The 25,273-nt window shown below is 37.1% G+C and carries 23 protein-coding genes; 6 read left to right on the forward strand and 17 right to left on the reverse strand.

From position 1 onward, the window contains the following. Nucleotides 1-79 precede the first annotated feature (79 nt). Nucleotides 80-3,424 carry a DEAD/DEAH box helicase gene (locus tag BM143_RS11955; RefSeq protein ID WP_090024690.1) on the forward strand — a complete coding sequence of 1,115 codons (3,345 nt, stop codon included), beginning with the start codon at nt 80-82 and terminating at the stop codon, nt 3,422-3,424. A 188-nt stretch (nt 3,425-3,612) separates the two neighbouring features. On the opposite strand, the gene BM143_RS11960 is transcribed toward BM143_RS11955, so the two are convergent. The 6 genes from BM143_RS11960 to BM143_RS11985 form a co-directional block, all read right to left on the reverse strand. Continuing rightward, nucleotides 3,613-4,407 (reverse strand): T9SS type A sorting domain-containing protein, encoded by a 795-nt coding sequence (locus BM143_RS11960; RefSeq protein WP_090024691.1) that lies wholly within the window; start codon nt 4,405-4,407, stop codon nt 3,613-3,615. A gap of 210 nt (nt 4,408-4,617) precedes the next feature. Next, on the reverse strand, nt 4,618-5,115 hold the full coding sequence (locus tag BM143_RS11965) for an endonuclease V (RefSeq protein ID WP_090024692.1): 498 nt from the start codon (nt 5,113-5,115) through the stop codon (nt 4,618-4,620). A gap of 15 nt (nt 5,116-5,130) precedes the next feature. Then, nucleotides 5,131-5,493 carry a VOC family protein gene (locus tag BM143_RS11970; protein ID WP_090024693.1) on the reverse strand — a complete coding sequence of 121 codons (363 nt, stop codon included), beginning with the start codon at nt 5,491-5,493 and terminating at the stop codon, nt 5,131-5,133. Next, a complete protein-coding gene (locus tag BM143_RS11975; RefSeq protein WP_090024694.1) occupies nt 5,493-5,936 on the reverse strand; it encodes a GNAT family N-acetyltransferase in 444 nt (147 codons plus the stop codon). Before BM143_RS11975 ends, BM143_RS11970 begins: the two co-directional genes overlap by 1 nt. A gap of 301 nt (nt 5,937-6,237) precedes the next feature. Continuing rightward, the gene (locus tag BM143_RS11980; protein ID WP_090024695.1) at nt 6,238-7,281 is read right to left on the reverse strand and encodes a M28 family metallopeptidase; all 1,044 of its coding nucleotides are present in this window, start codon (nt 7,279-7,281) and stop codon (nt 6,238-6,240) included. Between the two features lie 97 nt (nt 7,282-7,378). Further along, nucleotides 7,379-7,933 carry a hypothetical protein gene (locus BM143_RS11985; protein WP_090024696.1) on the reverse strand — a complete coding sequence of 185 codons (555 nt, stop codon included), beginning with the start codon at nt 7,931-7,933 and terminating at the stop codon, nt 7,379-7,381. Nucleotides 7,934-8,101: 168 nt separating this feature from the next. Here BM143_RS11985 and BM143_RS11990 point away from each other — a divergent pair, with 168 nt between their 5' ends. Further along, nucleotides 8,102-9,241, forward strand: coding sequence for an aminotransferase class I/II-fold pyridoxal phosphate-dependent enzyme (locus BM143_RS11990; RefSeq protein ID WP_090024697.1), 1,140 nt, complete (start codon nt 8,102-8,104; stop codon nt 9,239-9,241). Between the two features lie 349 nt (nt 9,242-9,590). Here the strand turns inward: BM143_RS11990 and BM143_RS11995 are convergent, their stop codons facing one another. The 10 genes from BM143_RS11995 to pdhA form a co-directional block, all read right to left on the reverse strand. Beyond that, nucleotides 9,591-12,326, reverse strand: a complete 2,736-nt coding sequence (locus BM143_RS11995; protein WP_090024698.1) for a sodium-translocating pyrophosphatase — start codon at nt 12,324-12,326, stop codon at nt 9,591-9,593. 357 nt (nt 12,327-12,683) lie between these two features. Continuing rightward, on the reverse strand, nt 12,684-13,295 hold the full coding sequence (locus BM143_RS12000; protein WP_034727727.1) for an inorganic pyrophosphatase: 612 nt from the start codon (nt 13,293-13,295) through the stop codon (nt 12,684-12,686). Nucleotides 13,296-13,312: 17 nt separating this feature from the next. Next, on the reverse strand, nt 13,313-13,825 hold the full coding sequence (locus BM143_RS12005; RefSeq protein WP_034727726.1) for a DUF7935 family protein: 513 nt from the start codon (nt 13,823-13,825) through the stop codon (nt 13,313-13,315). Nucleotides 13,826-14,036: 211 nt separating this feature from the next. Next, nucleotides 14,037-14,969, reverse strand: a complete 933-nt coding sequence (locus BM143_RS12010) for a phytanoyl-CoA dioxygenase family protein (RefSeq protein ID WP_090024699.1) — start codon at nt 14,967-14,969, stop codon at nt 14,037-14,039. Between the two features lie 71 nt (nt 14,970-15,040). Further along, entirely contained in the window at nt 15,041-15,907 is an 867-nt protein-coding gene (locus tag BM143_RS12015) for a hypothetical protein (RefSeq protein ID WP_090024700.1), read from the reverse strand. After that, entirely contained in the window at nt 15,904-16,581 is a 678-nt protein-coding gene (gene radC, locus BM143_RS12020) for a RadC family protein (RefSeq protein ID WP_090024701.1), read from the reverse strand. Before radC ends, BM143_RS12015 begins: the two co-directional genes overlap by 4 nt. 82 nt (nt 16,582-16,663) lie before the next feature. Beyond that, nucleotides 16,664-17,242, reverse strand: coding sequence for a murein L,D-transpeptidase catalytic domain-containing protein (locus BM143_RS12025; RefSeq protein WP_228430782.1), 579 nt, complete (start codon nt 17,240-17,242; stop codon nt 16,664-16,666). Between the two features lie 15 nt (nt 17,243-17,257). Next, nucleotides 17,258-17,926: an ABC transporter ATP-binding protein gene (locus tag BM143_RS12030; RefSeq protein WP_034727716.1), complete on the reverse strand. Its 669-nt coding sequence runs from the start codon at nt 17,924-17,926 to the stop codon at nt 17,258-17,260. Between the two features lie 255 nt (nt 17,927-18,181). After that, nucleotides 18,182-19,798, reverse strand: coding sequence for a 2-oxo acid dehydrogenase subunit E2 (locus BM143_RS12040; RefSeq protein ID WP_090024704.1), 1,617 nt, complete (start codon nt 19,796-19,798; stop codon nt 18,182-18,184). Between the two features lie 98 nt (nt 19,799-19,896). Next, a complete protein-coding gene (gene pdhA, locus BM143_RS12045; RefSeq protein ID WP_047453401.1) occupies nt 19,897-20,898 on the reverse strand; it encodes a pyruvate dehydrogenase (acetyl-transferring) E1 component subunit alpha in 1,002 nt (333 codons plus the stop codon). A 124-nt stretch (nt 20,899-21,022) separates the two neighbouring features. Between pdhA and BM143_RS12050 the strand changes: the two genes are divergently transcribed. From BM143_RS12050 to BM143_RS12060, 3 genes are read left to right on the forward strand one after another with little or no spacing between them, the layout of a single operon-like run. After that, nucleotides 21,023-21,625 (forward strand): phosphatase PAP2 family protein, encoded by a 603-nt coding sequence (locus tag BM143_RS12050; protein WP_090024705.1) that lies wholly within the window; start codon nt 21,023-21,025, stop codon nt 21,623-21,625. Between the two features lie 9 nt (nt 21,626-21,634). Further along, complete coding sequence (locus tag BM143_RS12055) at nt 21,635-22,138, forward strand: BlaI/MecI/CopY family transcriptional regulator (RefSeq protein WP_090024706.1); 504 nt, start codon at nt 21,635-21,637, stop codon at nt 22,136-22,138. 23 nt (nt 22,139-22,161) lie between these two features. After that, nucleotides 22,162-23,952: a DUF4153 domain-containing protein gene (locus BM143_RS12060; protein ID WP_090024707.1), complete on the forward strand. Its 1,791-nt coding sequence runs from the start codon at nt 22,162-22,164 to the stop codon at nt 23,950-23,952. 436 nt (nt 23,953-24,388) lie between these two features. On the opposite strand, the gene BM143_RS12065 is transcribed toward BM143_RS12060, so the two are convergent. Then, the gene (locus BM143_RS12065) at nt 24,389-24,757 is read right to left on the reverse strand and encodes an RNA recognition motif domain-containing protein (RefSeq protein WP_034727704.1); all 369 of its coding nucleotides are present in this window, start codon (nt 24,755-24,757) and stop codon (nt 24,389-24,391) included. 307 nt (nt 24,758-25,064) lie between these two features. Between BM143_RS12065 and BM143_RS12070 the strand changes: the two genes are divergently transcribed. Continuing rightward, a complete protein-coding gene (locus BM143_RS12070; protein WP_034727699.1) occupies nt 25,065-25,268 on the forward strand; it encodes a helix-turn-helix domain-containing protein in 204 nt (67 codons plus the stop codon). The last annotated feature ends 5 nt before the right edge of the window (nt 25,269-25,273 follow it).

Below are 25,273 nucleotides of genomic sequence, written 5' to 3' on the forward strand. Positions count from 1 at the left end.
CACCTCTCTATCACTGGTTTTTCACTTCATCACAAATACCATGAAATCTTGTCATCCTTTTTTGTAAATTCGCGTGCTTATGGCAGCATATATTCTTGAAAATACAAGCTTCACGACCCTTTCTGTGTACGATCTTCTGAAACATACCTCCGGCAGCGCATTTCTGGAGATCAGAGATTTTCACGGAATCTATCCTTCTGCCATTGAAAATAACCATGGAATTTTCACAAAAACATCTCCATTGCAGGATTTTCCGGACGTTTCTGTCAGCCAGATCGGGAGTTCAATAGTGACTACCTGTACCTGCACTCATCCTAAAGATAAACTCTGTGAGCATCAGACCGAAATTATTCACTGTATTTTAGAAGATAAAAATTTCAGGACTTTTTTTGAACCTTATCTCCGTAAGAAGTTGTTTATCGCCAAAGCGAAAAGCTACGGCCTGGAAAACGAATCTGATCTGGACATTTATTTTGAATTGGAATATGCTGAGGGTAAAATTGAAGTAAAACCTAAGATCAAAGAGATGTTACCCATCGATGAAGATGTTTTCAAGCAGCAACTCCTTCCCCAACGCACTTCTGTGATTGAAGAGCTGGCATTGCAGGAAAACGGAAAGAGAAAAATACTGGTCATCGGCAGACACCGTTACTACAGCCATCTGAACTTTTCACTGATGGAATCTGAAACCACACAAACGGGAAAGATCAAAAACCCGGTCAATCCGGTTGATGCCATGCAACTGATCTGGAAAGCTGAAGAACCGCTTCATATTAAATTTTATACCGCCGTTTCTGCTTTTCAGAATAATTACAACGAAGATTATAACACGGCAGAACTGGAAGCTCTTAAACTGATTGTACAGAATCCACTTGGGCTGGAAACGTATTATCATGACCGTGAACTCTCGGAAACTGTTTCAGCAAAATCTCTTGTTCCTGTCCATCTTGAGGTTTTAAAAGCCGAATTACAGCTTAGTGTATTCAAGAAAGAACCTTTCTATGAAGTAACCGGAGAACTTGAATTCAACGATATTTCCATTCCATTTAAAAATGTCAACATCAGGAATGAGTATTTTGTGTACAGCCGGAATACCTTCAGTTTTGTAGATGATCCCGATATGTTGAGGGTCATCAAATTTTTTAAAGCCAATAATGAAATCCTGCTTGTTCATGCGTCTAAATACGAAGCATTTACGCAGAATGTTCTTGCTTCACTTGAACAACGTATTCACATTAATTATAGCTATATACAACCTGCAACTCCAGTACAGCTTGAAGAAAAAAAGCACCGGAATGAACGGATCATTTATCTTCGCCAGCAGGGAAATTATATTGCCGTTACTCCCGTCATGAAGTATGGTCAGGCCGAAGTTCCTGTCTATTCCAGGAAGCAGCTTTTTGGTACGGACCAGAACGGAAATGTCTTTAAAATTGATCGAAGTGATGCTGAAGAAGCCCGCTTTACATCTCTCATCATGAAACAGCATCCGGATTTTGAAGGACAAATGGACGGCTATGATTATTTTTATCTACACAAAGATAAATTTCTGGATGAAAACTGGTTTCTGCATGCTTTTGAAACGTGGAGAAATGAAGGAGTTATAATCCTGGGATTCAATGAACTCAAAAACAATAAAGTCAATTCGCACAAAGCGAAAATCAATATTCAGATCACCAGCGGACTGGACTGGTTCAATGCCAAACTGAAGGTAAGTTTCGGACAGAAAGATGCCGCCTTAAAACAGCTTCACCGCGCTATCCGGAACAGAAGCAAATTTGTACAGCTGGATGATGGCACACTTGGTCTACTTCCGGAAGAATGGATCGGCAGGATGAATGAGTTTTTCAGAATTGGGGAAATTGATGCGGAAGACCTTAAAATTCCAAAGATCAGTTTCACAGAAGTCTCTTCGCTGTTTGAGAAGGAAGTTTTGAGCAAAGAAATGCAGGAAGAACTTGATTCTTATTCACTTCAGTTCTCATCTGTCAAAAACATTCCACAAATAGCCGTTCCTAAAGGATTAAATGCTGTATTGAGAGACTACCAGCACGATGGTCTGAACTGGCTGGATTTCTTAGACGGATTCAATTTCGGAGGTTGTCTGGCGGATGATATGGGACTTGGAAAAACACTGCAAATCATTGCATTTATTTTGTCTCAAAGAGAAAAACATGGACACACGACTCATCTTGTGGTTGTTCCTACTTCCTTGCTATTCAACTGGCAGGAAGAAATCAAAAAGTTTTCTCCGTCTATAAAAGTAATGACGCATTATGGACCAGACCGCCTAAAAGCATCCGAACATATGTCTGAATATGAAGTAGTGCTTACCACCTATGGAATGCTTCTTTCGGATATCCGTTTTCTGAAAAATTTCCGCTTCAATTATGTGTTCCTTGATGAATCACAAACCATTAAAAACCCCAATTCGGAACGATATAAAGCAGCACGACTTCTACAATCGAGAAACAGAATCGTACTTACGGGTACACCCATTGAAAACAACACTTTCGATCTTTACAGCCAGCTTTCTTTTGCCTGTCCGGGACTTTTGGGAAGCAAGCAATATTTCAAAGATATTTACGCGATTCCTATCGATAAATTTGAGTACGGAAAACGGGCTCAGGAACTTCAGGAAAAAATAAGGCCTTTCATTCTCCGCAGAACAAAAAAACAGGTAGCCAAAGAGCTTCCTGAAAAAACCGAAATGGTGATCTACTGCGAAATGGATGCTGAACAGCGTAAGATTTATGATGCCTATGAAAAGGAACTTCGTGAATTTATCGCCGCCAATGATGACGATGATCTGAATAAAAACAGCATGCATGTTCTGACAGGTTTAACCAGACTCAGACAGATCTGTAATTCTCCTTTACTTTTAAAAGAAGGATACTCCGGTGAACATGCCGTGAAAATAGAAATACTGATGGAGCAGATCCAAAGTAAATCTAAAGATCATAAAATATTAGTATTCTCACAATTCGTAGAGATGCTGGATTTACTTAAAGCAGAGCTTGAACGTAAAAAGATCCCGTTAGAATATCTTACCGGACAGACGAAAAACAGAGGTAAGGCCGTTAATAATTTCCAGGAAAATGAAGAAATCCGCGTATTTCTGATCAGTTTAAAAGCAGGTGGTGTAGGCTTAAATCTTACCGAGGCAGATTATATTTATCTGGTAGATCCGTGGTGGAATCCTGCAGCGGAAAATCAGGCGATTGACCGAAGCTACCGTATCGGGCAGACCAAAAATGTAATCGCCGTAAGGTTGATCTGTTCAAATACTGTCGAAGAGAAAATCTTAAGCCTTCAAAAAAAGAAGAATGAATTAGCTCAAAACCTGCTCCAAACCGATGGAACCGGCATCCAGAAGCTTTCGAAGCATGATTTGCTGGAGATACTGGATTCGGGATCGTTATAGAGGTTTCGGGCGGGCCGAATGGCCCGCCCGAAACCCTCCCAATTATTTATTAAAATTCTTAATCAGTTTCATTCTCACATTAACATCTCATACATGTTAATGGTTTCTTACAAAAAAAGAAAACCGGCAGATAGGTCTGCCGGTCTAAAAAAACAAAAATTGATATGGATATGATTAGATAAGTGTTTCTATTTTTTAATGATCTTTTCAGTGATGCCTTTTTTATCTCTGGTGTAGATCTTAATCAGATAAGTTCCGGAAGCTAGGCTGTCCATATTGACAACACCGGATGTGCCTTCTGTAAGTTTTTGCCCTGCTAAGTTATAGACTTCATATTTTTCAAGTCCTTCTTCAGTTTTCACATATACAGAGCCCGATGTAGGATTTGGATGTACTTTTACAGAAGATTTCTTAGTTACCTCAGAGGTTGCCAGATTGGAAGCCAGTATATTGATACTATAATCCTCTGTCTGTCCAGCTCTTAAGCCGCTATCACAGGCTGTATTAATTGAATTCGCTGCATTTGGATTTGAATAGGCTGCTGTATTCGTATTTTTAAGAACTCTCATCCTTGTAACTCCAGGTATTGCATTGGCCGGAACCGCAATCGTTCCTGTAATGGTCATTGCATTGAATGGATTAGCTGCCCCCAGCCTTCCGATACTAAAGTTTTCCCCTGCATCATCAAAACTACCATTCTTATTAAAGTCAATAAAAACCACAACATCACTCGGGAACGTACTGGAAGGTCCTTTTACAGAGATCTGATAAGTGTTTCCAGCCTTAATATCCGTAGACAGTGAAGTGAAATTTTCGTAAGCCTGTGTACTTCCGGACTGAGAAGATGACGTATTATTGATGTTTCCAAAGCTAACGTTGGTGATCATGTTGCTGTCAGCTCCATATTGAAATGTCGGAGTACAGTACTGCGCATTCATTATCATATAGAATACTACAGCAGAAAGAGTAGATAATTTCTTCATTTATTCCTTTATTTTCTTGAGACAAATTTATATTTATTTAGAATCAATAAAAATAAGAAACGAATGACATTTGTCACCTTTTACAGAATAATCTAAAACTCAGAAAGAGAAAATAGATTAATCTGTTGAAAATCTAATAATTATAGCAACTATCAAAGAAATGACATTAATGTTTATATTTGAAATTGATAGGTAGATTTGTGAAAATGATTACATTCTGGACAGTTGATCCAGCTTTTTTAACAGTGTTGGTATTCGATAAGCACCATGCATCTGCTCTACTTTAGTCAATATTTCATCTACATCGGCTCCCATTGCTGTAAGAAACAGCGGAGTTTTACTTTCGCCTCTTAAAACATTTCTTCTTTGAGAATCCGGAGCGGCAAATTCATTCTTCGCAATTCCGATAATTGGGTATTTCTGATCCAAAGCTTCGTACAGATAGCCTCCCAATCCGATTTTCCCATCATTATCAAGAGTAACGTAGCCATCAACAATAATAAGATCGCCTTCCTTTAATTCAATCGTTTTCAGTAAACTCAGGATGCAGGGCAGCTCCCTTTTGTAAAATGCACCACTCTCATAAGAAGAGGTGATGTCTGTTTTTTCAGTAAAAATATTGGATTCATTCTCAGAAGTCCAGTTTTCAAAGGCGATACATACGGTGTTCGCATAATCGTCATAATAAGTATCAAAAGCGTAGATCATAATTCCTTTTCGTCATTAAAAAAATTCCCCGAAATGCCACAAAATCCCAGACGGATCATGCACAAAGCATTCTTTTCCCCACTCCATGGTCCGTACAGCCGTAAGTCTGACTCCTTTATATTTTTCAGCAAGATTTAAAGAAACAAGTTCCTTCCAGAACTCATCCGTATTCTCCACTTCCATAAAGATCATCGTGTTGTCTACCCAGTCTTTAGCATAATAATCCTGAAGGTAGAAACCTGTTTCCTGTCTTTTAAATAAGGATAATTTAGGTTCGAGAATCACTTCTTCAAATCCTAAATCTTTATAAAAATGCCTACTTACTTCAAAATTTTCAGCTCCGATAAACGGTCTGATCGATTTTATCCCCTGTGTCATCATCTCCTGTTTTTCCAGTTGTTAAAAGTCATTTCAAATTTGATTTCATTGCCATGAGTTCCTGCTTCCTGCCATCCGGACTTTCTGTAAAATGTTTCAGCTCTGGTACCGGGATCAGTTCCCAGCCAGACATTGTTCTGGGTTTGTTCAAAGTACCAGTCGAGCATAATGTCATGAAGCTTTCTTCCAATGCCAAGGTTTTCAAAATCAGGATGCATAAAAAGCGCCCAGATATTGTTTTCTTTCAGATCAACAATGGAAAAACCGACAATCTTAGACTCAATTTCGCATACCCATCCTTTTCCTCTTTCAAATAGAAATTCTTTACAGTCTGCCTCAGTAACCAATGCAGGATCAGAAAGCATATTCTCTTTTACGGAGTTTCTGACGATCTGGATCTGTGAAATGTCTTCCGGTCTGGCTTCACGGATTGCTGTTTTCATTTGAATTAAAATGTATTACTAGTTTATTACAATTTGGATAAAGCCTAATGATTATTGCCTATTTATAAAAACGGGCTAAAGTCCGCTCCTATTGAATATATATTTGAAGATATTTGTTAGTCAGCGCAAAGGCGCAATGATTTAACATACTTACCTTTTATAAGGTACATTGATTTTATCTACGATAAAATTTATATTGCCAAAAAATTAAAATGATTTAAACAATTGATTTAAATATACTTAATCACCCATATTTAAAGCAATTTATCTCCGTCCCTTTTCGCTGATCCAACAAAGTATTTTATTTCTTATCCACTACAATTCTCTCTGCTCTGTTGGCAATTTCCCAAGCTGTAGCAAAAACAAGTTGTGCTCTTTTTTCAAGCAAAGGATAGTCAATTTTCTCAGGATCATCTGTTGGCTTGTGATAATCTTCATGGATACCATCGAAGAAAAAGGCTACAGGCACATTGTTTTTAGCAAAATTATAGTGGTCTGAACGATAGTAAAGTTGTTCCGGATCTGCCGGATCGTCGTATTTATAGTTGAGTTCTAAATTATTCGTCTTTTTGTTAGCAGCCTCATTGATCACTTTTAGCTGAGAGCTCAGCATTTCTGAACCAATCACATAGACGTACTGTTTTCCTCTGTTTTCGGCATCATCACGGCCTATCATGTCAATATTCAGATCGACCACCGTATTGGCAAGTGGAAATACGGGATTGCTGGTGTAAAACTCAGATCCAAACAGTCCATGCTCTTCTCCTGTGACGTGAAGAAACAGAATAGATCTTTTCGGGCCTTTTCCGGCTTTTTTAGCCTCCTGAAAAGCTTTTGCAATCTGCATTACCGCTACCGTACCGCTACCATCGTCATCCGCTCCGTTGTAAACTACTCCATTTTTGGTTCCAACGTGATCATAATGGGCAGAAATAACCACTATTTCCTCAGGTTTTTCACTTCCTTCGATGAAAGCCAGGATATTTTCAGAATCAGGAAGATTTCCGCCGCCTCTTTTTTTCATAAATTCAGCAGGAACCTTCTGATAATAGGATCCCAGTACCTTCGGCGGATTAATTCCTAAGCTTTTATAATAATTGATCATATACTCACCCGCTTTCTTTTGCCCCGGACTTCCTGTATCTCTTCCTTCCATTCCGTCAGAAGCGATCACATACAAGTTTTTCTTTAGTTCATCAGCTTTAATAGTCTTATAAGCAGACAGAAACGCTTTATCCGCTTTTGCTACAGATGTAGATTGTGCTGAAGCTCCTTCAGAAGTTTTCGCTGTTCCGCAGCTGACTACCAAAGTCAGACCCAACAACGGGATAAGTATTTTTTTCATATGATAATAATTTTCTTAAAAATAACAATTTTTTGTTGAACCTCAAGCGCTATATAACGACTGTTCATGTTTATTGATCATCCTGATCACCAATTCATCACAGATTCTGTTCTGCGTTTTTCAAAATTTTGATCAGTTCTTTCAGTTCATCTCTGCTGAATTCATTTAAACTCTGGTTGTACATTGTGGAAGGGATTTTTATATAATTGATCCAGCCTTTCAGCTTCTCATTATAAATCCCTCCAAATTCAATATTGTTCATAGTCAGAAACTTATACTTTACTTCCTGATCAGGTTTTCCTTCATTTTCTTTTTGTTCTAAGGTTTGAAGAGACTGAATCAGTTTAGAAAGTTCGGCTTTTTCAATGGTTAATGTCTTCTTTGAAGTATTGTCAAAAGTTTCATACTCATAGATAATTCCAAGAACACTTTCTGCAGACTGATCAGACATATCCTTGGTGACGATCTTCTGAATATTCAGGGTTTTGAATTTCGCCAGGTCATAGATTCTCTTTTCAATGAGTGTTCCCTTTCGGGAGTTTATTTTCAGGCTGTTAGAGGTGGTTAATGGTTTTTTAATAACCGGAGGAGAAGTTTGTGCACTTACCAGAGCGCAGAAACCAAAAGAAAATAATAGGATACTTTTTTTCATTTGCGTTGTCGCTTGTTTAAAATTTAATCCCGGTAAAGATAAAAAAAATCAATATTTTATGAAATAAAACCACGCTCCAATAAAGATTAATTAAAGAAAACAATATATTTTTATGATTCAATTTAATGAATGTCTATTTTTCTTATATTTGATATAAATGCAAAATAGATGGAAAGAATTTACGGATTCACACATTATTCGTTTTTCACGGAAATGTCTGAACTTGCGTCCAGAAATAACAGCTTCGACCTTTCTTTGGGGCTTCCCGATTTTGATATCGACAGCCGGCTGAAAACATTTCTGATGGAAGCTGCAGATCATCAATGCCATCAATATGAGCCGCTTGCAGGAAATCCGTTGCTCATTAAAAATATTATTACATTCAATGCTGCCAGAGTAAACAGTATTCACCTGAAAGAAAATGAGGTGACTATCATTCCCTGTGCAACTTTTGCTTTACATACCGCCCTTAAATCTCTTTTAAATCAGGGAGATGAAGTGATCATCATTCAACCTTCCTATTACACATATGGACCTTCTGTGGTCTTAAACGGTGGTGTTCCCGTCTACTATGATCTTGATCCGGATTTCAGCATCAACTGGGAAAAATTTCAAGTCTGCATTTCTGAAAAAACAAAAGCCATCATCGTCAATTCTCCTCAAAATCCTACAGGAACCATCTGGAAGCAAAGCGACTGGAATCAGCTGTATGAATTGATAAAGCATCAGGAAATCTATCTCATTTCGGAGGAAATCTACGACACGTATTGTTATGACGGCGTTGAACATTATAGCTCTTTTCTTCATCCGGAACTGAAAAACAGGACTTTCTGCATTTTTTCTTTCGGGAAAATGTTTCACACTTCCGGCTGGAAGGTGAGTTATCTGCTTGCTTCTGAAGATTTAACGGCAAAATTCAGATGTCATCAACAATATATTTCTTACAGCGCCAATGCGCCTGCCCAATATGCTCTTGCAAAATATCTTGAAGTATTTGATTCTTCTGAAAACCGCCGGATTATGCAAGGGAAAAGAGATATTTTTAATGACATGATTGCCTTTACACCTTTAGAAGCTACAAAAAAGGCTGAAGGAAGTGTTTTTCAGGTGGTCAATTTCAGAAATATTTCCAAAACAATGACAGATGTTGAATTTTCGAAATGGCTGACCGTGGAGAAAAAAACGGCTTGTTTGCCACTTTCTGCATTTTATAATTCCCGACCGAACTCAGATTATATCCGGTTTAGTTTTGCTAAAAAAGATGAAGTGATTATTCAGGCTCTGGAACATTTGCAGAAACATCTTTAGAAAAACATCAACTTGAAATGTATCATCATGAAAATCCGGTTATATTTTTTAACCACTGATTTCACAGATTGACACAGATGATTGTGTATATTTTTTACGGTATTATAAAAATCTTTGATTTTTCACCAACTTAAGCGAGCTTTTTCGCAGTAAGATTTTAAACTTTAAATAAACTCTTAAGTGTTTAAAAAAGCTTTTGCCGCTTTTGTGGTTGACATTTTTTTTCCAGAATACACGGATTTTGCAGATGATTTTAGATATTTTATTATCTTAAACCCAAAGTCGTTATCCATAAAAAAGCACCGCATTTATTAATGCAGTGCTTTCTATGTTTAATTAACAATTGATTTTAAAGAGCAAGAACCCTTACATCAATTCTTCTGTTTTTTGCTTTACATTCATCGGTATCATTCGCTTCACAAACAGGATGCTGAGAACCGTAACCTTCCGCCTCTACTCTGTCTGAAGGAATACCCAATTCAAGCAACTTCAGTTTAGCCGTTTGAGCTCTAAGATTGGATAATTTCTGATTGCTTTCTTCATTTCCAGTATTATCTGTATACCCGCCTAGTTTTATTTTTAGATTAGGATAGGCATTTAGAATTTCAGCAAGATTATTTAACTGTAGCTCTGAACCAGTCTTCAGATCACTGGATCCGGTCTGGAAGTATAGATTTTCCACCGTATACCAGTTATTAGGATCGATGATCGTCTGATCTTTTTGCTGTACTGAATTATACAATTGAAACAGCCTGCTTCCTTCTCCCAATGTAATTATTTTCCCACCTTTCAGTTTAATTTCCTGAATATTTCCGGTTTCATATACAAAATCTCCGTTTTCATTCAGATGCCCTTTGATCTCCGTTGGAGAAGCAGTAACCGTTTCAAGCTGTGCATGACTTATCTTTGAGCTTCCAGTGGTTGCTCTTGTCAAGCTCTCCAGCTTAGCTTTTCTGTTCGCTTCGATTTTATCTTTGTGGATTACCGCTAATGTCGGTGCAATTACCAATGACACAATAGACATCAGCTTGATCAGGATGTTCATGGATGGTCCTGAAGTATCTTTAAACGGATCGCCCACCGTATCTCCCGTTACGGAAGCTTTATGCGGCTCTGAACCTTTATAATACGTCTGACCATTGATATCCACTCCTTTTTCAAATGATTTTTTAGCGTTATCCCAGGCTCCCCCTGCATTATTCTGGAACATTCCCATCAGAACACCGCAAACGGTCGCTCCGGCTAAGAATCCTCCCAATACTTCAGGGCCGAAGATAAATCCAACCAAAAGAGGTGAAATAATGGTAATCGCTCCCGGAAGCATCATTTTTCTGATGGATGCATCTGTAGAAATAGCTACACATTTTTCGTATTCGGGTTGCGCTTTCCCTTCCAGAATCCCCGGAATTTCACGGAACTGCCTTCTTACTTCTTCCACCATGGCCATCGCGGCCTGTCCTACTGCCGTAATCGCAAGTGAAGAGAATATGAATGGAATCATTCCTCCGACAAATAACCCAGCCAGAACATCGGCTCTGTAAATATCAATGCCATCAATGCCTGCAATTCCTACAAAGGCAGCAAATAAAGCTAATGCCGTCAATGCTGCAGAAGCAATGGCAAATCCTTTTCCGCTCGCTGCAGTCGTGTTTCCAACAGCATCCAGAATATCAGTTTTTTCACGGACTTCTTTCGGAAGCTCACTCATTTCAGCAATTCCGCCTGCGTTATCTGCAATAGGCCCGAAAGCATCAATCGCAAGCTGCATCGCAGTGGTAGCCATCATTCCGGCTGCAGCAATAGCTACTCCGTAAAGTCCTGCACATAAATAAGATCCGTAAATACCGCCTGCCAGTACAAGAATGGGAAGTAATGTAGATTCCATTCCAACGGCAAGACCTCCGATAATATTGGTTGCATGACCAGTAGAAGACTGTCTCACAATGCTGGAAACCGGTCTCTTACCCATGGCTGTATAATATTCTGTGATGATACTCATTAAAGTACCTACAACAAGTCCTACCATAATAGCTCCGAAAACTCCCATCTTCGTAAATTCATGTTCCCTGAGGGTCATTTTTTCAGGAAGAAGGTAATTCACCAGGAAATAGGAAGAGATAGCCGTGATCACGATACTTCCCCAGTTCCCCAAATTCAGGGCATTCTGTACACTAGAAGTGGATAAGCCGTCATTCTCATTGATTCTTACAAATAAAGTTCCTATCATGGAGAAAATAATTCCTGTTCCTGCAATAAGCATCGGAAGGAGAATTGGTGCAAAACCTCCGAAAGCATCATCGGACATGGTTTCTCTTCCCAAAACCATTGTTGCCAGTACAGTAGCGACATATGAACCGAATAAATCGGCTCCCATTCCTGCTACGTCTCCTACGTTATCACCTACGTTATCAGCAATCGTAGCTGGATTTCTAGGATCATCTTCAGGAATTCCTGCTTCTACTTTTCCTACCAAATCGGCACCTACGTCGGCAGCTTTTGTATAAATACCTCCGCCCACTCTGGCAAAAAGAGCAATCGATTCTGCTCCCAGAGAAAATCCGGTAAGAATTTCAATCGTCTTTTCCATTTCGTGGGAATCTACCGTAGAATCAGGAGCAAAGATCTGTTTAATGATCAGAAAGAGAGCTCCCAAACCAAGAACCGCCAGTCCGGCAACCCCCATTCCCATTACAGAACCTCCTGTAAAGGAAACTTTTAATGCTTTTGAAAGTGAAGTTCTTGCGGCTTCTGCCGTTCTTACATTCGCTTTGGTCGCGATCTTCATTCCAATGAAGCCTGCCAGAGCGGAGAATACAGCACCAACAGCAAAGGCAAGCCCGATACTCCAGTGAGAATTGGAATTGGTGGATCCCATCACAGCCAGCAATATCGCAACTACAACTACGAAATAGGTTAAAATCTTGTACTCAGCCTTTAGAAAGGCCATGGCACCGTCAGCGATATGTCCGCTGATTATTTTCATTTTCTCATTTCCGGCATTCTGTTTACTTACCCAGTTACTCTGCAGGAAAGTATACAACAAGGCGACAACGCCGAAGACCGGAACTAAATAGAACAAATCCATAGTTTATTATTTTAATATTAATAAAAAGTAATTAGTTTTATAAATATAACAAAAAATCTATTGTTTTATTAAATCTTGTTCTATAATATATTTTTCCGGAAATTTAAAACACTATAAAAAGGTAATTCTTTAATAGCATTAATTTATTTAATCATTTCTGTATTTATTATGGATGTAAGCTATGTAAAATGGAAAAATAAGTTTTGTGGAAAATCACTCCAATGGTATGAAAAAAGATTTTAAATAAATTAATAATGTCTTAATAGCTTCTATTCCCGTTGAGAAGCTATTATTTGTCCAAATAAAAAGGCAGATGAAAATTCACCTGCCTTTTTTATTATTTTGGAATGCTGTATTCTAGCCTCCGAATTTTTCTGCGTAATCTTTCTGAGAAGCTTTGATCACTTTTTTAGCGTGCTCAGCTCCGTATACCTCATGAATTCTACATTTTGCAGGCTCATCCGGTAAGTTTTTATACGTTAAAAAGTAGTGCATTAATCTTTTCACTTCAGCTTCAGGAAGTTCAGCGATATCTCTGAAATGTCCGAAAGCATGGTCACCGATCATTACTGCAACGATTTTATCATCTGCTTCACCTCCATCGATCATTTTGAATCCACCGATTGGAATAGCTTCCATTAATAATCCTCCTGAATGAATATTGTGAGAGCTTAATACGCAAATATCAAGCGGATCATGATCACCTTCCGTTACATCATCAGCTCCAGCTTCTACAGCCAGTTTCATTACTTCATTGTGGCAGTATGTTCTTGGAACAAACCCATATAAAGCGGGAATAATATTAGAAAATTTCTGAGGTCTGTCTACCTTTAAAAATCCTGTTTCTTTATCTACTTCATATTTAATTGTATCTGAAGGAACGATTTCCACGAATACATTGACAACATTTGGCGCATCTTCTCCTGCAGAAACCCCGTGCCATGGATGTGCTTTAAAATTTGGAATCATTATTTATCTGTTATTTTTTAAGTTATAATTAAAATTTCTCTTCTAAGGTCTTCTATGGTAGCTGCGATATAATCATCCCCTTCCATATAGTTCATGATGAAAATGGTTTTGAATTCTTCAAGATCTGCGTTCGCATTCAGCCCGTCGTAGGTTTTGTGAAGTAAATCTATCAAAGCATTTTTGGAATCTACGATATTCTTCCATGAATTTTTCGTAACATACAGCTGCTGTGAAGTATTGTACTCAAACTCATCATTGATGGTTTTTTCGGTCAGAAAGATGAATTCATTCGGAGCCAGCCCCTTGTCAAACTTCTGAATCAGGTTTGAAGGCTTCATCCTTTCCAGGAACAAAGTCATCCTTTCATAAGAATGGGCCTTGTTTTCAGCATTCGATTTTACAGAAAGCAGTTTGATCTCCTGATTCTTAAGGGTGATGTACGAGTGTACAAATTGTCTCAGCAAAACCAGAAAAGGAATTGCGATAATCAATGCAAAAGCATACGGTAAATATCCTGAAAAACTACCCATAATTTTAGACCGCAAAATTACTAATTATTTTCCGGCTTCTAAAGTGTTTTTGAATATATCGGTCTTAGAATTTTGAATATAAATGAGGGAAAGGATGATGAGGAGATAAAAACCAATCATCATTCTGTTGGCCAAACTTGGAAAATCAAAAAAATAAATCTACACCCTCAAAAATAAGAAGAGAATTTAATGCTTTGAAATAATTGGTGGATTACAATTCAAAAAGCGCAGGCCTTTGTGTAACTTCATGATAACACACACTGTTTTCATCAAAAAAGTGATACACAAGGCTTTTTCTGGTTCTGTTCTTATCCGTATGAGGTTCGCCGCCGTGAAGGATGTTGGCATGCCAAATCAGCATATCCCCTTTTTTAGCTTTAAAAATTTCTTTTTTCAGACCTAATTCCTTGACCTTATCTTCTAAAAATTCCTCATAAGCTCTGTAACTTTTTTTACCGATTCGGATGGCATCTCCTTCATTTTCATAATCAGAATTAAGGAAATATGGAAGTTTGTGACTCCCCGGGATATAATGAAGAGCGCCATTAGTTTCATCAACATCTTCCAGAGCAATCCATACTCCAAGAAGTCCGCCCAACGGATAAGTTGTCATGTGAATGCTGTCTGAATGGGTCTTCTGCTGGCTTCCATTAATAAAATTGATACTCTGAAAAAGCTTGGCTTTACCATCTAAAAGTACAGATAGAAAATCAAGAAGATTCTTATCACTTCCAATATTTTTAATGATCTCAGAATGATGAATAGCAAACATAAGTTTTCCTCCATAAATGAATTTCAGGGTACCATTTTCCATCAGTGTTTCAATTTCACTGTTGATCCTGTCAGCATCATCCGTAGTGATAAAATTCCTTAAGATCATATAGCCATTGTCATCATACTTCAGCGCACTTTCTCTATTTTCATCTGATAGTTCATTGAAAAAATCTGTCTGGATGAGTTTCTCCTGGCCAATAGTTCTTTCCGAAGCTGGAAGATGGGCAAAATCAGAACTGGAAATGCTAGAAAAGTAATTTTTTCGAAGACCGTATTTTTTATATAAAGGAATATTATGTTGTAATTTTTTCCTATTAAAAAAATTATAGATGACATAGGGAAGTTTATATTGACGGATCTGCTTTAGCATAGCTGAAATATTAAAATAATAATGTTATAAAGTTACAAATAATATTTAGAACAAATCTAAATAACGTCTTGTTAAGAAAATCTTTTAAGAAATTTATTCTCAATAAAACCATATTCATGGAGCTCTGCACCAAAACTTTTGAAAAAAACTTCAATTCCACGGATGTTACTTCCCATAAAATTGAGAGATTTCTCATGAATATATAAACTCAAAATCTTGTCGATCAGAAAAGAGGCCCCATTCTCTGCTTTATAGTCTTCATCATTGATCAAACTTAATAGCGAAAACTGTTTTTCATCTTTGATCAAAACAGCTAAATTAATCAATGAATCATTAAAATAAGACCCACAAAATTTAAGTACATTATTTTCTAAAAGAAATAGAATATATATTTTGAGTTTTATCCAATCTGCTTCTTTAGTAAGTCCTTTAAAATTATTTTTGAAAAACAACATCACTTGCTCATCAAATTCAATTTCTTTATAAATAAGATGCTGAGACGCTTTTATAGTAGATTTCCTCCCTTTAAAGTACTTTTTCCTCTTTAATACAGAGTAATCTGAAATAGGAATAACATAATTTTTCTTTTTTTGTAATGGAGTTGAAAAAGTATTATCCTGATTAAACAAATATAAAAAAACGGTATAATTTTTCTTTAGAAAATATAAAAACGCATCATTGATTTTCGGATCATCAGCTTTTGAAAAAACACCTAGCTGCTGGCAAAAAAGCGGCATATGGACAAAATTGATTCCAAATTTTTTATAAATATGAATAGGCATTACAGCCTCATAATCTTTATATATTAAAACATGCCAGTTTCCAGAAAGCTGATCCAAAATTCGTTTTTGCGAATACCAATTTCGTTGCACTGAATTCTCCAGACATTCTGTATATTTTTCAAAATCTATCTGGTTGTATTTCACTCTTCTAATCATAATAATCCTTCATCTGAGAAACTACAATAGGTATCCTGCGTAATAATAATGTGGTCTAAAAGCTGGATGCTTAGAGTGCTTCCGGCTTCTTTAATTTTTTCTGTGATATTGAGATCTTCTGTGCTTGGTTTTAAACTTCCTGAAGGATGATTGTGGGCTATGATAATCCCTGTTGAGAAATGATCAAGAGCTGTTTTAAATAGAATTCTTACATCCACAATAGACTGGCTTATTCCTCCCTGCGTTAGTTTTGCGATATGAACCACTTTATTGCTCTGATTTAGAAATACGGCCCAAAATTCCTCAGTTCTTAAATCTGACAGATGATTTTTAAGAATCAAATAGGCATCACTGCTATTTGAAATGATAGGTCTGTAAGGAATTTCCTGAACAGATCTTCTTTTTCCAATCTCTAATGCTGCGATGATAGAAATCGCCTTTACCTCACCTACTCCTTTAAATTTCATCAGATCTTTACTGGAAAGCAGGCTGAGCTGGTGCCAGTTGTTATTAACGGATGCCAAAATCTTTCTTGCCAGCTCCAATGCACTCTCATCTCTGCTTCCGCTTCCCATGATGATCGCCAGCAGCTCGGAATCAGAAAGTGAATTTTTACCTTTCAGTAAAAACTTCTCTCTGGGTCTGTCGTCTTCTGCAAGAAATTTTATAGTCATTTTGTTTAATTAGAGGTTAGACATTAGATGTTAGAAGTTAGAACCTTCATTATAAAATATTAACTGCAAGGTTTAAATGAATTTAATAAAATGCATACAATATGATTGGATTTTTAGATTCGTCAAGATATTTTGCACTCTGGGTCAAGGCCTTCAAAGAAAGCATTGGGCACCCTAAACTTAAACAGGCCCGACTTTGACCTTCCTGATCCGGAACACACCCTAAAGAATGCAATACTATTGCCCGCTGCATGGCGTTGTTATTAGTAGAATCAAGGCCATTTAGCCGATACGCTTTTCCGAATTTCCCGTTGTAACTTCCTAATATTTCATATTTCCCGAGTGAAGACTGATACGAACCTTCGGTATTACTGAATTTAAGAGTTTCTGAATTCTGAATTACAGATCCTGAACCATGAGAAACAATAGCTTTCTGAAGTACTTTATCGTTTTTCAGATCATACACAAAGTATCTATACTTTCCGGAATATGTTTTAAAGTTAATAAAAATAGCCAGATCCTGATTATAGTTTTTCCCCTTCACAAAATTTTTAATCTCCACTATCTTTGTCGCAGGAAGAACCCCGGATACATTATTTTCCTGAGATTCCGCTTTAGAGCAGAAGATAATAAAAAGAAACAGGAAAATATTTTTTTTCATCAGGATTAAAGTTTTTTATTCGACGATCATACCATCTTTCATAACCAGCTTTCTGTCTGTAATTTCTGCAAGATTAGGGTTATGTGTCACAATCACGAAGGTTTGATTGTACTTGTCTCTCAAATCAAAAAATAAACGGTGAAGATCATCAGCATTCTTTGAATCTAAGTTTCCTGTAGGCTCATCTGCAAAAATAATTTTCGGAGAATTGATCAAAGCTCTTGCTACGGCAACTCTTTGTGCTTCTCCTCCCGACAATTGATTAGGCTTATGATTCAGTCTCTGTTCGATCTTTAGGTCCTCAAATAGAGCATATGCCTTGTCTAAAGCCTCTTTTTCATTGGCTCCTCCTATTTTAGTAGGGAGTAATACATTTTCTAAAGCTGTAAATTCCGGAAGAAGCTGATGAAACTGAAATACAAAACCAATGTTCTGATTCCTGAATTTTGAAAGCTGCTTATCATTCATATTGATAAAAGATTCTCCCGCAATACTTATCTCCGTATTGTACTTATTGGAATTGCTTGGTAGATCTAAAGTTCCCAGAATCTGAAGCAATGTAGATTTCCCCGCTCCGGATTCACCTACAATAGAAACAACTTCACCCATTTTGATATGGATATCCACTCCTTTCAATACTTCTAAATTCCCATAAGACTTATGGATATTACTCGCTTTAATCATAACCCAAAAGTACTAATTTGATTTTAAAGTTCACCCATAAAACTCAAATCTCAACAACTTTTTTAAAGAAAAAAATTGCATAAAAGCAATATTTTGAAAAGCAGAATCTTTATAAAGTTTAAAACAGCAATACAATCAGAATATAAAAAACTCAGCATTATTAAAATGTCAGAAAATAAAACAGTAGAATCAAATTTTGAAATAAAAAAAACCTCCCGAAATTGGGAGGTTTTACTATTTTACAATCCGGGACTGTTACAGTAACAGCGTTAGAGGACTTTCCAGATATGTTTTTAAAGTCTGTAAGAACTGAGCTCCGGTAGCACCGTCTACCACTCTGTGGTCACATGCTAATGAAAGCTTCATAATGTTTCCTACTACAATCTGACCGTCTTTAACAATCGGTTTTTCAATGATTGCACCTACTGAAAGGATCGCAGAATTCGGCTGGTTGATGATACTTGTAAATGTTTCGATTCCGAACATCCCCAGATTTGAAATCGAGAATGTAGAACCTTCCATTTCATTAGCTTTAAGACCTTTGCTTTTCGCTCTTGAAGCCATATCTTTCACCGCTGCAGAAATTTGCGTGTAGTTCATCTGATCTGTATTTTTAAGTACAGGAACCACTAATCCATCAGGAATAGCTACAGCTACACCCACATTGATATTCCCTCTGTGGATGATCTTGTCTCCCGCCCAGCTTGAATTCACCTGAGGATGTTTTCTTAAAGCAACAGCAGTCGCCTTAATGATCATATCATTGAAAGAGATTTTAGTATCCGGTAAAGAGTTGATTTCTTTTCTGGCCTCAATCGCTTTATCCATATTGATCTCTACCATCAGGTAATAGTGTGGAGCAGAGAATTTACTTTCAGCAAGACGTTTTGCAATAATATTTCTTACCTGAGAGTTTGGAGTCTCAGTATCTTCACCCTGAACGAAGCTCAATGCAACCTGAGCTGCTGCCGGAGCAGAAACAGAAGGTTGAGCCTGCGTCTGAGCAGATGGCTGATAATTTTCAATATCTTTTTTAACAATTCTTCCGTTTTCACCTGAACCATTTACGCTGCTGATATCAACACCTTTGTCCTGAGCCATTTTCTTAGCCAACGGAGAAATCGCTACTCTGTCAGAAGATGAAGAACTTACAGCCGGAGCAGCCTTTTCTTCTGCTTTAGCTTCAGTTTTTTGTTCAGCAGGCTTTTCAGAAATCTGAGCAGCTGCCTTTGGAGCACCTACCGCAGAAATATCTGTTCCCGCAGGACCGATAATCGCTAAAACTGAATCTACAGGAGCCGCACCACCTTCTTCTACACCTTGCTTCAATAATACACCGTTAAATTCAGATTCAAAATCCTGAACGGCTTTATCTGTTTCGATCTCAGCAAGAAGATCTCCTTCTTTTACTGTATCGCCTACGTTTTTGTGCCATTTAGCAACTTTACCTTCTGTCATTGTATCAGAAAGTCTTGGCATGGTAATAATTTCTACACCGGCAGGAACTTCAGCAGTAGTCTGCTCAACGCTGGTAGCATTATTTTCTGTTTTGGATTCTTCTTCAGATTTTTTCTCTTCAGAACCACCTGCAGCAGGAGCAGCAGCTCCACCGGTTAATCCTGAAATATCTTCCCCTTCATTTCCTATAATCGCTAAAACAGAGTCTACAGCAGCAGCAGCGCCTTCTTCTACACCTACGTATAAAAGAGTTCCGTTTATTTCAGATTCGAAATCCTGAACAGCTTTATCTGTTTCAATTTCGGCTAAAATATCTCCTTCTTTTACCTGATCTCCTACTTTTTTATGCCATTTCGCCACTTTACCTTCCGTCATAGTGTCGGAAAGGCGGGGCATCGTAATTACTTCTGCCATAATTTATTGTGTTAATTTGTTAATATGATGATGTGGATGATAAGAACAGTGAACAGCGTATGTACACATCATCTATCATCGAATCAGCAAATTATTTTTTAGTTTTCTAATTTGTCTAAGAATGGATAGTTTTCCTGAGCATAAACATATTCATAGATTTTGTCTGCATCCGGATAAGGAGAGTTTTCCATGAATTCGATACACTCATCCACAAAATCTCTTGATTTGTTGTCTACCGCTTCCAATTCTGCTTCTGTAGCCCATCCGTTTTCCAGAATTCTATGTTTTACCAGTTCCATAGGATCATCATTCTTATGAATAGCTACCTCTTCCTTGCTTCTGTAAGGTTCGGCGTCAGACATAGAGTGTCCTCTGTAACGGTATGTTCTGGCTTCAATAAAAGTAGGTCCGTCTCCTCTTCTCGCTCTTTCAATAGCTTCGTAAGCTGCTTCAGCTACTTTTTCAGGGTCCATTGCATCTACGGCAAGGCAAGGCATTTCGTATCCAAGACCTAATTTATAGATATCTTCGTGGTTGGCAGTTCTTTTCACAGAAGTTCCCATGGCATACTGGTTGTTTTCAACCACAAATACTACAGGAAGTTTCCAGTTCATCGCCATATTGAATGTTTCATGAAGCGATCCCTGTCTTGCTGCTCCGTCTCCGAAGAAACAGATGTTTACAGCTTTTCTGTCATAATACTTATCTGCAAAAGCAATTCCAGCTCCCAAAGGAATCTGTCCTCCTACAATACCGTGTCCACCATAGAAACGGTGCTCTTTGCTGAAAATGTGCATAGAACCACCCATCCCTCCGGATGTTCCGGTAGCTTTACCGCAAAGTTCCGCCATGATTCTCTTAGGATCTACTCCCATCGCCATTGGATGGATGTGGCATCTGTAAGCAGTAATCATACTGTCCTTCGTTAAATCCATTGCATGCGTGAAGCCGGCAGGGATAGCCTCCTGACCGTTATACAAATGTAAAAAACCTCTGATCTTTTGTTTTAGATAAAGAGAACGGCATTTGTCTTCAAACCTTCTCCACATTGTCATATCTTCATACCACTTCAGGTATACCTCTTTAGAAAATTCTTTCATGTGCTAGCTCTTGCTTTTTTATGATGAATATTTGAGCAAAATTATAAAAAAAACTTTGTTTTTATCGTATACATACTAATTGTTTTTTTGCTTATAGTGTTATATTTGAATTTTAAACTTGAACATGGACGAAAAACAGCCTTTACTGGTACATAAAATGTCAAAAATCATCTCAGATTTTTTCAATCCGCTCGTTTCTTTATTTATTTTCTTTATTTATATGAGTGTAAGAGAATACTCCTTAAAAGACTCTATACTTTATTTTGCGCCTATATTATTGATGATTATTGCTCCGGTAGTTATCTGGCTGGTATGGAACGTAAAGACCGGCAGGTATACCAATATGGATGTTTCAGACCGTGTACAAAGGAAAACACTGTATATCTTCATTGCTGCCTGTGTCGTAGCTTATCTTATTTTCAACTATTTCAGAAACGGATATATCGACCTTGTCATGCTGTTTATTCTGATCCTTATTTTCACCATGCAGATCAGTAATTTTTATATTAAAAGCTCGATGCATACAGCCTTTAATGTATTTGTAGCCGCCTTATTTTTCACCCTGAACTGGAAAGCAGGATTGGTATGGCTTGGGATCGCTGCTTTGGTGGGACTCACAAGGATTATTTTAAAAAGACATACGGTAAAGGAAGTATTTATGGGTGCCGGAATAGCATTTGTGGTATCTTTTATTTATCTTTATTGCAATATACAATTTCAACATTAAGAACATTCTATGAAAATAAATCATCTTACCGCTGCTGAGGAGAATTTTATGAAGCTGTTTTGGAAGCTTGAATCTTTTTATCTTAAAGACATCATGGAGCAGCATCCTGAACCGAAGCCGCATCAGAACACCGTGTCTACCTACCTTAAAATACTGGTGGAGAAAGGTTATATCACGACTCAAAAAGAAGGAAGAATCTTTAAATACACCGTAGTTGTTCCGTCTGAGGAATACCGAAAATTTCTGTTAAAAGAGCTCTCCCATAATTTTTTCAACGATTCAGGAAAGGAGATTCTGGAGTTTTTATTTAACGAAAAATTAATATCTCAGGATGACCTGAAGAATTATTTCGACCTTAAAATTGAAATCGTTCCGGCCAAAATTGAAGAACCAAAATTTGAGTATGCGGAAGAAATCTTAAACCCAAAAAAGGTGAAAAAGGTAAAAGCAAAAGATAAAGACAGTAAGGATAATAAAGACAAGGACAAGAAGAAAAAAAAGAAAAAGGACTAGTTTAGTCAAATACCAGCCAAATCATGAAAACGAAATTCCAGGAAATAACCGGAAAAGCACAGGACGTCATCTTACGCTATCCTATGGTTTTAGTCATGGCCCTGCTCTCTTCAATCGGGGCTATTTTGGTCGTGAATAACAGATATGACAAGGAGTTTTTCTTTACGCATTCAAAATTCATTGCCTGCTGCTGCCTTGGAATTTCTTTGATGTTTGCTGTAAAAATCCTTTCGCAAAGAATTGGAAAAAGATTATTATTAGAAGGATTGGGAACTGTTTTCCTGGTAGGATTTTTTTTCATTCTGCCCGAAAGAGAAAAAGATTTTAATGAGGTTCATGGCTTCATCATTGCGATTACATTTCTGCTGTCTCATTTGCTGGTTTCTTTTGCTGCATTTTTAGAAAAGAATAAAGAACTCAATTTCTGGCAGTACAACAAGAATCTTTTCGTGAATATCTTTCTTACAGCCGTATTCACCGGGGTTCTTACGGGAGGTGTGGAGCTGGCGATTCTGGCGGTAGACAAATTATTCGATTTTAATTTCAACGATAATCTTTATATAGATACGTTTTATACTTTAGCTATTTTCGGAAGCTGTTTTATCTTCCTTTTGTTTAATGAAACCGGGTTGGATTATCTTGAAAAAGACGGGACTTATCCTGTCATCTTAAAATTTTTCACTCAATTCGTCCTGATTCCGTTGCTTTTCATTTATCTGATTATTCTTTATATCTACTCATTTAAAATAGTCATCAACTGGGAGCTTCCACGCGGCTGGGTTTCTTATCTGGTACTGGCTTACAGCATTGTGGGAATACTTGCGTTACTGCTCGTTTACCCACTTAAAGAAGAAAAAGCAAAATCGTGGGTAAAAGTGTTTTCAAAGCTGTTTTACTACACCATCATTCCATTGATAGTCCTATTATTTACGGCGATATTTACAAGAATATTAGAATACGGTTATACAGAGCCCAGATATTTCGTATTGTTGCTGGCATTATGGCTGTTGAGCGTAGTTGTTTATTTTGTATTGAATAAAAAAGCAAGTATCAAATTTATTCCGATAAGCCTGTTTGTATTTGGAGTCTTTTCTTTAATTTTTCCGTATTTGAATGCATTCAGCGTTGCAAAAAGAAGCCAGCAGAACCAATTGATGACGCTATTGAGCCAAAACAAACTTTTGGTTAATAATAAAATAGACTTTCAAAAGAAAATATCAGATAAACTGGTTGACGAAATTGCCGATAAGTTTGGCTTCCTGGCAGAAAGAAAACAGAAAGATTTCCTTTTAACCCTGCTCGATCCTAAAACAAAGGAACTTTTAGTCCGTGATTTTGATAGCCCTACTTCATGGGGAATCAATAACAGTATTAGAAATGCTTTTACCCACGTAGATAAAATTTCAGACGTTTCAAAACTAGAAAGACTTGTTTTAGAATCTGAAACGAAGATTATCCTTATTCACGGATACCAATATCTGATTAATTTTAACAGCTTTAATCAGGAATCCAGAACCATTAATGGGGATACATTTCAGATTGATAATCAGACCGAGGTGAATAACGCAAGGTCAATTAAAGTAAGTCTGAATTCGAAAGAAGCCGTAGATTTCAGTTCAGCTATGAATAAGCTGTTTGAAGACAATTCAAGGAAGACAGAAACCGTACGCGTAAAGGAAATTGCAATGGAAAGTGACCTGGGCAAATACCATATCAAAATTATTTTCCCAAGTATAACAAGAGAAAAAGCCTCGTACAATAAGCAATACAATATCTACTATGAGGATGCAGTCATGCTGATCAGGGAGAAATAAATATATAAAGCCGTTTCATAGTTGTGAAACGGCTTTTTTGTTTTAGCTCCTATTTTTTTTATCTACTTTAACACGTTCGCTTAGTCGAATCGATCTTGATTGATTACGTCTTTGCAATTCCTTAAAATATACATTCCTAATGTAACATCTTTGCGAGAAAAAAATATGGTTAATAGATCAATCTCAAAAACTGAACGAATACAGATCAGATGATTATTTCACGCAGATTAATCAGATGATGCAGATTTCTATATTTGTTAATCTACTGTATGCATATAATACGCGAGAGTGCTTAATTTTTATTTATTCCACAAATTTCGCCTTTGATCTGAAGTATTCTTAATTATGAATGCAAAAAAATATCCCTTTCTAAAATCTATTTTAAAAAGGGATAAATAATGCATAAAAAAAGCGGCTAAAAAGCCGCCTTATATTTTTACCAACGATTTCCGCCGCCGTTACCACCACGGTTGTTTCCACCACCGTAGCCGCTACCGCCGCCTCTATTGTTGTTTCCTCCGTAACCTCCTCCTCTGTTGTTGTCAAAGCTTCTTCTTGGCTTTTCTTCTCTTGGCTTAGCTTCAGATACGTTCAACTCTTTTCCGTTGAATTCTTTCTGGTTAAGAGCTTCGATAGCTTGCTTTCCTTCTTCATCACCCATTTCTACAAAACCGAAACCTCTTGAACGGCCAGTTTCTCTGTCTGTAACGATTTTAGCTGATGATACATCACCAAATTCTGCGAATAGATCGTGCAACTCATATTCTTTAGTTGCGTAATTGATGTTTGAAACAAAAATGTTCATTTTAAATAAAAATTAAATATTAATAAAAATTTGATATATAAGAGAAAAACAACATAAATTAATGAACAAATATTGATTCCAAATATAAACGTATGCAAGATACAATTAATAAATTAAAATCAAAGTTTTTTTTCAAGTATTTCTCACCTCCTATTGAATTCATACCTTTATTTTATTAATTAGCATCAATTAAGTATTGTTATTCAATAAATTTTTACCGAAATTCGCTTAAAGTTAAAGTTAGTTAACATAATAAAAAGCAATTTAGAAATCCCCGAAACAGCAAATATAACCCAATATAATCACTATGCCTATTATAATAAACCTTGATGTGATGATGGCCAAGAGAAAAATGTCACTGAATGAGCTCTCAGAAAGGATCAATCTCACCCTATCCAACATCTCAAATCTAAAGACCGGAAAAGCCAAGGCCATCCGTTTCAGCACCCTGGATGCTATCTGCAAAGCACTAGACTGTCAGCCCGGAGATATTTTGGAATTCCGGGAGTAATCCGG

The organism is Chryseobacterium oleae (assembly GCF_900115055.1).
GTDB lineage: Bacteria > Bacteroidota > Bacteroidia > Flavobacteriales > Weeksellaceae > Chryseobacterium > Chryseobacterium oleae.